General features: G+C 65.5%; 9 protein-coding genes, 1 pseudogene and 2 riboswitches. Of the genes and pseudogenes, 5 read left to right on the top strand and 5 right to left on the bottom strand.

Going from position 1 to position 10,887, the window contains the following annotated elements; genetic code table 11:
• Both FUT88_RS23235 and FUT88_RS23230 read right to left on the bottom strand, forming a co-directional pair.
• Positions 1-376, bottom strand: a pseudogene (locus tag FUT88_RS23235) (acetyl-CoA C-acyltransferase); the annotation flags it as partial.
• A 27-nt stretch (positions 377-403) separates the two neighbouring features.
• On the bottom strand, positions 404-1,546 hold the full coding sequence (locus FUT88_RS23230) for an acyl-CoA dehydrogenase family protein (protein WP_147218760.1): 1,143 nt from the start codon (positions 1,544-1,546) through the stop codon (positions 404-406).
• An 88-nt stretch (positions 1,547-1,634) separates the two neighbouring features.
• Between FUT88_RS23230 and FUT88_RS23225 the strand changes: the two genes are divergently transcribed.
• The gene (locus FUT88_RS23225; RefSeq protein ID WP_147218762.1) at positions 1,635-2,654 is read left to right on the top strand and encodes a GlxA family transcriptional regulator; all 1,020 of its coding nucleotides are present in this window, start codon (positions 1,635-1,637) and stop codon (positions 2,652-2,654) included.
• A 4-nt stretch (positions 2,655-2,658) separates the two neighbouring features.
• Here FUT88_RS23225 and FUT88_RS26960 read toward each other — a convergent pair whose 3' ends face one another.
• From FUT88_RS26960 to FUT88_RS23215, 3 genes are read right to left on the bottom strand one after another with little or no spacing between them, the layout of a single operon-like run.
• A complete protein-coding gene (locus tag FUT88_RS26960; protein WP_004632518.1) occupies positions 2,659-2,793 on the bottom strand; it encodes a hypothetical protein in 135 nt (44 codons plus the stop codon).
• Positions 2,794-2,840: 47 nt separating this feature from the next.
• Positions 2,841-3,233 carry a tautomerase family protein gene (locus tag FUT88_RS23220; RefSeq protein ID WP_147218758.1) on the bottom strand — a complete coding sequence of 131 codons (393 nt, stop codon included), beginning with the start codon at positions 3,231-3,233 and terminating at the stop codon, positions 2,841-2,843.
• A 55-nt stretch (positions 3,234-3,288) separates the two neighbouring features.
• A complete protein-coding gene (locus FUT88_RS23215; protein ID WP_027679670.1) occupies positions 3,289-3,705 on the bottom strand; it encodes a MarR family winged helix-turn-helix transcriptional regulator in 417 nt (138 codons plus the stop codon).
• A gap of 662 nt (positions 3,706-4,367) precedes the next feature.
• Positions 4,368-4,465, top strand: a riboswitch (glycine riboswitch).
• A 12-nt stretch (positions 4,466-4,477) separates the two neighbouring features.
• A riboswitch (glycine riboswitch) is annotated at positions 4,478-4,605 on the top strand.
• Positions 4,606-4,734: 129 nt separating this feature from the next.
• Between FUT88_RS23215 and gcvT the strand changes: the two genes are divergently transcribed.
• From gcvT to FUT88_RS23185, 4 genes are all read left to right on the top strand, one after another.
• The gene (gcvT, locus tag FUT88_RS23200; RefSeq protein ID WP_147218754.1) at positions 4,735-5,862 is read left to right on the top strand and encodes a glycine cleavage system aminomethyltransferase GcvT; all 1,128 of its coding nucleotides are present in this window, start codon (positions 4,735-4,737) and stop codon (positions 5,860-5,862) included.
• Positions 5,863-5,909: 47 nt separating this feature from the next.
• Positions 5,910-6,290 (top strand): glycine cleavage system protein GcvH, encoded by a 381-nt coding sequence (gcvH, locus tag FUT88_RS23195; protein ID WP_147218752.1) that lies wholly within the window; start codon positions 5,910-5,912, stop codon positions 6,288-6,290.
• Between the two features lie 67 nt (positions 6,291-6,357).
• Positions 6,358-9,297, top strand: coding sequence for an aminomethyl-transferring glycine dehydrogenase (gcvP, locus tag FUT88_RS23190; protein WP_147218750.1), 2,940 nt, complete (start codon positions 6,358-6,360; stop codon positions 9,295-9,297).
• A gap of 151 nt (positions 9,298-9,448) precedes the next feature.
• A complete protein-coding gene (locus FUT88_RS23185) occupies positions 9,449-10,825 on the top strand; it encodes an L-serine ammonia-lyase (RefSeq protein ID WP_147218748.1) in 1,377 nt (458 codons plus the stop codon).
• Positions 10,826-10,887: the final 62 nt, after the last annotated feature.

The following is a 10,887-nucleotide window of genomic DNA, read 5'->3' as shown; positions in this document are numbered from 1 at the left end:
CCATCGGCACGCGCGACATGCTCTCCACGCCGCCGCCGATGGCGAAGTTGCTCTGCCCGGCCATCACCTGTGCAGCGGCCATGTTGCAGGCCTCCAGGCCCGAGGCGCAGAAGCGGTTGATCTGCACGCCGGCCGTCGTCTCGGCATAGCCGGCGGACAGGACTGCCACGCGGCCGATGCACGCGCCTTGTTCGCCCACCGGTTCCACACAGCCGAGCACGACGTCGTCCACCAATGCCGTGTCGAGCTGATTGCGATCGCGGATGGCGCGCAGTGCGGTTGCGGCCAGGCGCAGCGGCGTGACACCGTGCAGGCTGCCGTCCTTCTTGCCCTTGCCGCGCGGGGTGCGAACGGCGTCGTAGATATAGGCTTCCATAGCGTTGCGTCCTGAAGGTCGTGCTCGTTAAAGGGTGCGGGCGATCAGCTCTTTCATGATCTCGTTGGTGCCGCCGTAGATCTGCTGCACGCGAGAATCGGCCCACGCGCGGGCGATGGGGTATTCCCACATGTAGCCGTAGCCGCCGTGCAGCTGCACGCAGCGGTCCATCACCTTGAATTGCAGGTCGGTGGTCCAGTACTTGGCCATCGATGCGGTGGCGGCATCGAGCTTGCCGGCCAGCTTGAGCGCGATGCACTGGTCGACGAACACACGGCCGATCTGCACTTCGGTTTTCAGTTCTGCCAGCGCGTGGCGCGCGGTCTGAAAATCGAGGATGGATTTGCCGAAGGCCTGGCGCTCGCGCACGTAGCGCAGCGTCCATTCGAGCGCGCCCTCGGCCGAAGCGATGGCGCCGATGGCGATCTGCAGGCGCTCCCACGGCAGTTCCTGCATCAGGTACGCAAAACCGCGATGCTCTTCGCCGAGCAGGTTGGCGGCCGGCACGCGCACGTTGTCGAAGAACAGCTCGGCGGTGTCCTGCGCCTTCATGCCGACCTTCTTCAGCCGCTTGCCCTTGCTGAAGCCGTCCATGCTGGTGTCGACGACAAAGAGGCTCGTGCCCTTGGCGCCGCCTTCGGGCGTGCTGCGCGCCACGACGATCACCACGTCCGCGTGCCAGCCGTTGGTGATGAAGATCTTTGATCCGTTGAGCACGTAATGGCTGCCGTCGCTGCTGCGCGTGGCGGTGGTGCGCACGCCTTGCAGGTCGGAGCCCGCGCCGGGTTCGGTCATGGCAATCGCGCCGATCATCTCGGCGCTCGCCAGCTTGGGCAGGTAGTGCTGTTTCAGCGCCTCGCTGCCGTAGTGCAGCAGATACGGCGCGACGATTTCAGAATGCAGGCCGAAGCCCAGGCCCGTGGCGCCCGTGCGGGCAATCTCCTCGATCAGCACCGTGCTGTAGCGGATGTCGGCCCCCGCGCCGCCATAGGCCTCGGGCATGCTGGCGCAGTGGTAACCGGCGGCGGCCGCTTTTTCCCAGATGGCGCGGTCGACGTAGCCCTGGTCTTCCCAGCGCTCGTGGTGGGGCAGGACTTCGGCGTCGATGAAGCGGCGGACGGATTCACGGAAGGTGTCGTGTTCAGCGTCGAACAGCGTACGGGCAATCATGGCGGCTCCGGAATGGGCGGCGGATGGGTTGCCGTATTTCAACAAGGCCGCGACAATTCCGGTTGATCCGGATCGCCACTTTCTTGATATGAAGCGCCAGCCGAAAGCTGCCTCCAAACGCGCCGGTTTGCACACGCGAGCGCGCATTGCCATCCTGCTGCCGCCGCGCCTGTTTGCGGGTTACGTGTTTCTGACCCAGGAGATGCTGCTGGTGGCGGGCACCATGCAGGCGCGCAGCGTGGATGTGATGGGCAGCCGGCTCTTCGACATCGATGTGTTGTCCGCCGATGGGGCGGCCGTCCGAAGCTTTGGCGATATGCCTGTGCCCGCCACCGCCGCGCTGACCGATGCGCCCTACGACGTCGTGATCGTGCCCGCACAGTTCGCCCCGGAGGCGACATTGGATGCGGAAGAAGCGTGCCTCGCCGAGTGGCTGCGCAGGCGCTATGAGGCTGGCGCCCTGGTGGTTGGCATGAACGCGGCGCCGCTGTTCGCCAAGGCTGGATTGCTGGATGGTTGTAGAGCGACCGGGCTGGCAAGCGAGCGCGCCTGGTTTGCACGGCATTTTCCCGACGTGCATTACACGCCCGACCGGCCGCTTGCGGTGGATGGCCGCATCATCACCGTCAGCGGCATCAACCCCGCCGTGGACGCCTGCGCGTACGTCATCGATCACTGCCGCGGGGCCGGCGCATCGCGGCGGATGTTGCGCACGGCGCTCACGCAATCCCTGCCGTCATACGAACACATGGCCGTGTGGACGGCTCAGTTCAAGCGCCACGGCGATGCGGCCGTGCTCGCCATCCAGGACATCGTCGAACGGGAACTGGCAGCGCCCCCAACGCTGGCGGAGCTGGCCGCCCAGGCAGCGATGAGCGAGCGCAGCTTGACGCGCCGCTTTGCCGTCGCCACCGGCAGCAATCTGCGGCGCTACGTGGCGACGCTGCGGCTGGAACTGGCCGCGTTTCTGCTGCGAACCGGCCGGCAGCCGCTCGATCACATTGCCGATGAATGCGGCTACGGCAGCGTCAGCGCACTGAGCCGCGCGTTTTCTGCCGGCCGCGGTTGCAGTCCGCTGCAATACCGGGCGCAGCACCGCACCCGCTGAAGCTTCACGGACGCAGCAGATCGAAGCCGGCCAGCAACACCACGCCCGAGAGCGCGGTCAGCGGCAACGAATGTTGGCCAAAGTACAGCAACGCGGCGGCCAGCCAACTGGCCGCGAAGAAAGCGCTCATGCGGTTCATGATGTCACCTGATCGTTGTTGGGTGGGGAGCGGTGCGGCCGGCACATTTACGCGTGCTGGTAGCGGTATTCCTGCGTCTTGCCGCCGTAGCCGTAAGCTGCGGCGCGAACGTCCTGCACATAGATATAGCTCTCTTCGTGCAGATTGCCGAGCAGCTCGGCAAAGGCCGTGAACGCCGCGGCGATGTACTGCGCCTTCTCGGCCTTGGTATTCGTTTCGTCCGTCACCTTGATGTCGAAATAGACGCTGTTCTTGCCTTGTGCGGCCAGCGTCTGCCCGCCGACGATCCAGTCTTCCGGGTCGACATAGTCGATGGCAATGGCCGTGACCTTCGGGTCCTTGCCGAGGATGCGGGAGGTGAGTTCGAGCAAGGTGCCGGCGATCTTCTGCGTCATTTCTGCAGAACGTTTGGCGCTGACTTTGACGTTGAGGATGGGCATGATGGTTTCTCCTGTTAGTTAGCAATGCAACTACATGGCCAAAAAAAATGGACGCTCATGTCAGGGTAGAGCGCACACCTCGGATCTTCGTCACCGTATCGGTGAATTCGGTACTGCCCAGCACGCGCTTCAACCTTGCGGTGACGGCGCCGCTGGCCTCGTTCAACGCCGCACCGATCTTGACGGCTTCCGGCGTCGGGAAAATGGCGGTCTCGCGGCCGTCGGCTTCCGTCTTGCGACGTTCGATCAGGCCCTTGCTTTCCAGCCCATCCAGCGCGCGCGTTGCCGTGGGGCGCGTGACCGACATGGCTTCCGACAACTCGCTTTGCAGCATGCCCGGGCGATCGACGATCGCACGGAGCATGAAGCCTTGCGGCGGCGTGAGATCGAACGGCGCAAAGGCGTCTGCCCAGACGCGGTCGAGCTTGCGGGCCAGGGCAGTGGTGTTGAAGTAGAGGCAGTGGTCGAACATGGTGAGGTGGATGGTAGGGGATGATGGTTAGATATGCAACTTGTTTTTTTGTGTTGGTGGTCCACCCCCCTTTCGTTCCCTGCCGGGACCGACCCACTTTTCTTTTGTCTTGCCAAAGAAAGGTAAGCAAAAGAAAGGCGCGCCCGAGATGGCGACCCATCCCTTGAATTTGCGTAACCGGGCGGAGGTGGGGAAAACTCGCTTCGCTCAGACAGTTCCCCACCTTTTTTCCGCCCGCTTACGAAAATTCAAGGCGCCATCAAGGGCTCAACGTCAAAAGAAAAAGGCCAACCCGTCGCGAGGTTGGCCTTTTCGTTTGGGCTTGCGCCCCGAGGGTGTGGCTTTGTCCTTTGACTTTCCTGCCCTAGATGGCGCCTTGAATTTCTGTTGCAGGGAGGAAAAAGGAAGGGAAACTGTCTGAGCGAAGCGAGTTTTTCCCTTCCCCTCCCTGCGACATAAATTCAAGGAATCTTTTCGCCATCTCGGGCGCGCCTTTCTTTTGCCTACTTTTCTTTGGCAAGACAAAGAAAAGTAGGTCGGTCCCGGCAGGGAACGAAACGAGGATGGACCACCAGCACAAAAAAAGCCAACCCTCCTCCCCCCAACCCGAAACCGCCAAGTCCCCCCCAATTGACAATCCCATCCCCCTTCCGTAAATTCCGCCCATCCATCCGGGAGAGCGTGCCCGCCGTACATGGCAAGGCGCCGCCGAAGGGGTAGCACCCGAAAACTCTCAGGCATCCAGGACCGGGCGGATCGGCGGACATGCGTCCGACCGCACTCTGGAGAGCTGGCGCCGCACGACCACTGCGGGCGCCCACCGAAGGGGCTCACGAACGGCGCGCACCGCTATGCGCACCGCTTCGCAATCTCTCAGGTACCAAGGACAGAGGGGCCATCTGCGCAGCTTGTTGATCTTCATGGCGTCACCATGAGGGATCAGGCTGCGCGGGTGGCCTTTTTGCTTTTCTGGTTCCCGATCCATGCGCCGCGCCCAAGCCACGGCGGCGCACTCAGCCGAGAGATTCCATGACGCTCCAACACACGCCGCTCAATGCCATCCACCGCTCGCTGGGCGCCCGCATGGTCGACTTTGGCGGCTGGGACATGCCCGTCAACTACGGCTCCCAGATCGAAGAGCACCACGCCGTGCGCCAAGATGCCGGCATCTTCGACGTCTCGCACATGTGCGTGGTCGACCTCACGGGCGCGCGCGTGCGCGATTTCCTGCGTGGGCTGCTCGCCAACAACGTCGACAAGCTGCAGACGCCCGGCAAGGCGCTCTACAGCTGCATGCTGAACCCCAAGGGCGGCGTGATCGACGACCTGATCGTCTACTTCTTCCGGGAAGACTGGTTCCGCCTGGTGGTCAACGCCGGCACGGCACCGACCGACCTGGAGTGGATCGTCGCGCAGAACGCCGCCGCCGGCACCGACGTGACCATCACGCCGCGCCGCTCCGACAACAATGCGGGCGCTGAGCCGCTGGGCATCCTGGCCGTGCAGGGCCCGAACGCGCGCGCCAAGACCTACGCCGCGCTGCCCGGCACGCAGGCCGTGGGCGATGCGCTCAAGCCGTTCAATGCGGGCTTCGTCACCGTGGAAAACGTAGGCGAGGTCATGGTGGCCCGCACCGGCTACACCGGTGAAGACGGTTTCGAACTGGTGGTGCCCGCCTCGCAGATCGCGGGCGTCTGGGAGCGCCTGCTGCAGGCCGGCGTGCGCCCGGCAGGCCTGGGCGCGCGCGACACGCTGCGCCTGGAAGCCGGCATGAATCTCTACGGCCAGGACATGGACGAGCATGTTTCGCCGCTCGACGCCGGCCTCGCCTGGACGGTCGACCTGCAAAGCGAACGCGACTTCACCGGCAAGGCCGCGCTGCTAGCGGGCGGCCAGCGCGAACAGTTCGTGGGCCTGATCCTGCGCGACAAGGGCGGCGTGCTGCGCGCCCACCAGAAAGTCATCACCGCCGCCGGTGACGGCGAGATCACCAGCGGCACGTTCAGCCCGAGCCTGTCGCTGTCCATTGCACTGGCGCGCCTGCCCAAGGACGTGGCCATCGGCACCGACGTACAGGTCGAAATTCGCGACCGCAAGTTGACCGCGACTGTGGTTAAACTGCCGTTCGTGCGCAATGGCAAGGCGCTGGTCAGCTGAACACCGCATCTGCATTCCCCAATATCCATCTTCCGGAGAAACCTTTCATGAGCAACGTCCCCGCCGATCTGAAGTACACCGAACACGACGAGTGGATCCGCGTTGAAGCCGACGGCACGCTGACCATCGGCATCACCGACTTCGCGCAGGACGCGCTGGGCGACATCGTCTTCCTGGAGCTGCCGGAAGCCGGTCGCGCCGTCGCCAAGGACGAAGCGATTGCCGTGGTCGAATCGGTCAAGGCTGCCTCCGACATCTACGCCCCCGTCTCGGGCGAGATCATCGCCAACAACGCCGACGCAGCCGGCGCACCGGAATCCGTGAACGCAGGCGCCTACGACGCCTGGCTGTTCAAGATCAAGCCGACCAACGCCGACGACGTGAACGCCCTGATGTCGGCTGCTGATTACGAAGCCAAGATCGGCTAAGCCGGTCACCCAAGCCGATGTGCCTGACCCGCACGTCGGCGCTTTGCCTGAATTTCGAGCCCTTGCCATGAACGCTCCGCACCCCGCTTCCTCGGCGCTTGCCGCCGAACGCCCGACGTTGGCTGACCTGGAGGCGCGCGACGCCTTCGCGCACCGCCACATCGGCCCGTCTGCCGACGAGCAGACCGCCATGCTCGGCACGCTCGGCTACACCAGCCGCGCCGCGCTGATCGACGCCGTGATCCCGCCGGCCATCCGCCGCCAGGACGGCATGCCGCTGGGTGAATTCACGCAGCCGCTGACCGAAGAAGCAGCGCTCGCCAAGCTGCGCGGCATCGCGGGGCAGAACCGCGTGGTCAAGAGCCTGATCGGCCAGGGCTATTACGGCACGCACACGCCGGGCGTCATCCTGCGCAACATCCTCGAGAACCCCGCCTGGTACACGGCCTACACGCCGTATCAGCCGGAAATCTCGCAGGGCCGCCTGGAAGCGATGCTGAATTTCCAGCAGATGGTGATCGACCTGACGGCGATGGACATCGCCAATGCGTCGATGCTGGACGAAGCGACCGCCGCGGCTGAAGCCATGACGCTGCTGCAGCGCATCGGCAAGTCGAAGTCGACCGTGTTCTTCGTGGCCGACGACGTGCTGCCGCAAACGCTGGAAGTCGTGCGCACCCGCGCCGAGCCGATCGGCGTGCAAGTGGTGACCGGGCCGGCGGCCGACGCTGCCAAGCACGACGCGTTCGGTGTGCTGCTGCAATACCCGGGCGCCAACGGTGCGCTGCTGGGCGATCTGGCGACGTATCAAGCGCTGACGGATGCCGTGCACGCCGCCGGCGGTCTGGTCGTGGCCGCGGCTGACCTGCTGGCGCTCACGCTGCTGGCTGCGCCGGGCGAATGGGGCGCCGACGTGGTGATCGGCAACACGCAACGCTTTGGCGTGCCGTTCGGTTTCGGCGGCCCGCACGCCGGCTACATGGCCGTGCGCGATGCGTTCAAGCGCTCGATGCCCGGCCGACTGGTCGGCGTGACGATCGATGCGCAAGGCAACCCGGCCTACCGCCTCGCGCTGCAAACGCGCGAGCAGCACATCCGCCGCGAGAAGGCCACCTCGAACATCTGTACCGCGCAGGTGCTGCTGGGCGTGATGGCGTCGATGTACGCCGTCTACCACGGCCCGCAAGGCCTGAAGCGCATCGCCCAGCGCGTGCACCGCCTGACCGCCACGCTGGCCGCCGGCCTGCGCGCGATCGGCTACACGCTGGAAGCCGATGCCTTCTTCGACACGCTGACCGTCGCCACCGGCCCGCGCACCGCCAACCTGCACATCGCTGCGCAGGCGCGCGGCATCAACCTGCGCCAGATCGACGACGCGCGACTGGGCATCTCGCTGGACGAGACCGTCACGCGCGCCGATGTCGTGGCGCTGTGGGAAGTCTTCGCGCATGCCGCCCACGCGAGCGCGCCGGACTTCGACCAGACCGAAGCGGGCGTCGCCGATGCGTATCCGGCCTCGCTCATCCGCCAGAGCGCGTACCTGACGCACCCGGTGTTCAACGCGCACCACTCCGAGCACGAAATGCTGCGCTACCTGCGCAGTCTCGCCGACAAGGATCTCGCGCTCGACCGCACGATGATCCCGCTGGGCTCGTGCACGATGAAGCTCAACGCCACCGCAGAAATGCTGCCGGTGACGTGGCCCGAGTTTTCGAACATCCACCCGTTCGCGCCCGCCGACCAGACTGTCGGCTACCGCGAGATGATCGACCAGCTCGAGCAGATGCTGTGCGCCGCCACCGGCTACGCCGCCGTGAGCCTGCAGCCGAATGCCGGCTCGCAGGGCGAATACGCCGGTCTGCTGATCATCCACGCCTACCACGCCAGCCGTGGCGAAGCGCACCGCAACGTGTGCCTGATCCCGTCGTCGGCGCACGGTACGAACCCCGCATCGGCGCAGATGGCCGGCATGCAGGTGGTCGTCGTGGCCTGCGATGAGCGCGGCAACGTCGATCTGGCCGACCTGGAGAAGAAGGCGGCCGAACACAGCAAGAACCTCGCGGCGATCATGATCACCTACCCGTCCACGCACGGCGTGTTCGAGGAAGGCGTGAAGCGCGTCTGCGAAATCGTGCACAGCCACGGCGGCCAGGTGTACGTGGACGGCGCCAACATGAACGCCATGGTCGGCACCGCCGCGCCGGGCCACTTCGGCGGCGACGTCTCGCACCTGAACCTGCACAAGACGTTCTGCATTCCGCACGGCGGCGGCGGCCCGGGCGTTGGTCCGGTGGCCGTGGGTGCGCACCTCGCGCCGTTCCTCCCGGGGCGCGCGGCTTCCGGTGAAGACGCGAGCAAAAACATCGGTAACGTGTCGGCGTCGGCGTTCGGCTCGGCGTCGATCCTGCCGATCTCGTGGATGTACATCGCGATGATGGGCGCCGCGGGCCTGACCGCCGCCACCGAGACGGCCATCCTGTCGGCCAACTACGTGGCCAAGCGTCTCGCGCCGTACTACCCGGTGCTGTACACGGGCGCGCACGGCCTGGTGGCCCACGAGTGCATTCTCGACATCCGTCCGCTGCAGAAGGAATCGGGCATCAGCAACGAAGACATCGCCAAGCGGCTGATGGACTTCGGCTTCCACGCACCGACGATGAGCTTCCCGGTGCCGGGCACGCTGATGATCGAGCCGACCGAAAGCGAGCCGAAGGTGGAACTCGACCGTTTCATCGACGCGATGATCGCCATCCGCGGCGAAGTCGACAAGGTGATCTCGGGCGAATTCGACCGCGAAGACAACCCGCTCAAGCATGCGCCGCACACCGCAGCCGTGGTGATGGCCGATGACTGGTCGCACAAGTACACGCGTGAGCAGGCCGCCTATCCGGTGGCATCGCTGCGCGCACGCAAGTACTGGCCGCCGGTTGGCCGCGCCGACAACGTCTACGGCGACCGCAACCTGTTCTGCGCCTGCGTGCCGATGAGCGAGTACGCGCAAGACTGAAGCCGGCGACCCAGCGCGATTGCCATCGCGCCGCCCCTCAGGCGGCCGCCTCGCACCACGGGGCGGCCGTTTGCATCTGAACAACCCGAGTGCGGGCGGCCACAAGCCGACTCGCCCCTTTTGCAAAACGCCGCCCCCGGAGCCTTACCCCATGGCTGTTTCTGTTTTCGACCTCTTCAAGATCGGCATCGGCCCGTCCAGCTCGCACACCGTCGGGCCGATGCGCGCCGCGCTGATGTTCGCCTCCGGCCTCGAAACCGACGGCCTGATGCCGCAAGTTGCCAGCGTGCGCGTCGAGCTGTATGGCTCGCTCGGCGCCACCGGCAAGGGCCACGGCACCGATCGCGGCGTCATCCTCGGGCTGATGGGCGAGGCGCCGGACACCATCGACCCCGACACCATCGAAGACAAGCTGGCGGCGCTGCGCGCCTCGCAGTCGCTGTCGCTGCTGGGCCGCCACCCGGTGCGCTTCACCGAGAAGGAGCACATCGCCTTCTATCGCCGCGAGGCGATGGCCGAGCACCCGAACGGCATGAAGTTCCATGCCTTCGATGCGGCCGGCGAGCGGCTGCGCGAGGCGCGCTACCTGTCGGTGGGCGGCGGCTTTGTCGTCACGGCCGGTGCGCCGAATACGCAAGTGCTGGCCGCGCACGACCAGTTGCCGCATCCGTTCCGCAGCGGCAAGGAATTGCTGGCGATGTGCGAATCGACGGGCAAGTCCATCGCCCGCCTGATGCTCGAAAACGAATTGACGTGGCGCACCGAAGCCGAAGTGCGCGCCGGCTTGCTCAACATCTGGCACGTGATGCAGGCGTGCGTGGCGCGCGGCTGCCGCACCGAGGGCGAACTGCCGGGCCCGTTCCACGTGCGTCGCCGTGCTGCCGAGTTGTATTCACGACTCACGGTGCAGGCCGAACGTACGCTGTCCGACCCGCTGTCGGTCATCGACTGGGTGAACCTGTATGCGATTGCCGTGAACGAAGAGAACGCCGCGGGCGGGCGCGTCGTCACGGCGCCGACCAATGGCGCAGCCGGCATCATCCCGGCCGTGATGCATTACTACGACCGCTTCGTGCCCGGCGCGAACGACGACGGCATTGTGGATTTCCTGCTCACCGCCGGCGCAATCGGCATGCTTTACAAGATGAACGCGTCGATCTCAGGCGCGGAAGTCGGCTGCCAGGGGGAAGTCGGCGTGGCGTGCTCGATGGCCGCGGGTGCGCTGGCAGCGGTGCTTGGCGGCACGCCTGCGCAGGTCGAAAACGCGGCGGAGATCGGCATGGAGCACAACCTGGGGCTCACGTGCGACCCCGTCGGCGGGCTGGTGCAGATTCCGTGTATCGAGCGCAATGCGATGGCGTCGGTGAAGGCGGTGAATGCGGCGCGCATGGCGTTGCGGGGGGATGGCACGCATTATGTTTCCCTCGACTCCGTGATCAAGACGATGCGCGAGACGGGGGCGGATATGAAGACGAAGTACAAGGAGACGGCGCGGGGGGGGTTGGCGGTGAATATTGTGGAGTGTTGATATTTGGTTTGGGTTTTGGTTTTTGCGTTGGTGGTCCACCCTCCTTTCGTTCCCTGCCGGGA

This window comes from Ralstonia sp. TCR112, from assembly GCF_007997035.1.
GTDB classification, from domain to species: domain Bacteria; phylum Pseudomonadota; class Gammaproteobacteria; order Burkholderiales; family Burkholderiaceae; genus Ralstonia; species Ralstonia edaphi.
The sequence above is the reverse complement of the archived record's forward strand: the minus strand, read 5'-3'. Positions and strand labels throughout refer to the sequence as shown.

Bases quoted from the DNA above. Each gene is read 5' to 3' on its own strand.
- FUT88_RS23185 (WP_147218748.1), top strand. From the start codon at position 9,449: ATGGCTGTTTCTGTTTTCGACCTCTTCAAGATCGGCATCGGCCCGTCC.
- FUT88_RS23220 (WP_147218758.1), bottom strand. From the start codon at position 3,233: ATGCCCATCCTCAACGTCAAAGTCAGCGCCAAACGTTCTGCAGAAATG.
- gcvT (WP_147218754.1), top strand. From the start codon at position 4,735: ATGACGCTCCAACACACGCCGCTCAATGCCATCCACCGCTCGCTGGGC.
- FUT88_RS26960 (WP_004632518.1), bottom strand. From the start codon at position 2,793: ATGAACCGCATGAGCGCTTTCTTCGCGGCCAGTTGGCTGGCCGCCGCG.
- FUT88_RS23230 (WP_147218760.1), bottom strand. From the start codon at position 1,546: ATGATTGCCCGTACGCTGTTCGACGCTGAACACGACACCTTCCGTGAA.
- gcvH (WP_147218752.1), top strand. From the start codon at position 5,910: ATGAGCAACGTCCCCGCCGATCTGAAGTACACCGAACACGACGAGTGG.
- FUT88_RS23225 (WP_147218762.1), top strand. From the start codon at position 1,635: ATGAAGCGCCAGCCGAAAGCTGCCTCCAAACGCGCCGGTTTGCACACG.
- FUT88_RS23215 (WP_027679670.1), bottom strand. From the start codon at position 3,705: ATGTTCGACCACTGCCTCTACTTCAACACCACTGCCCTGGCCCGCAAG.
- gcvP (WP_147218750.1), top strand. From the start codon at position 6,358: ATGAACGCTCCGCACCCCGCTTCCTCGGCGCTTGCCGCCGAACGCCCG.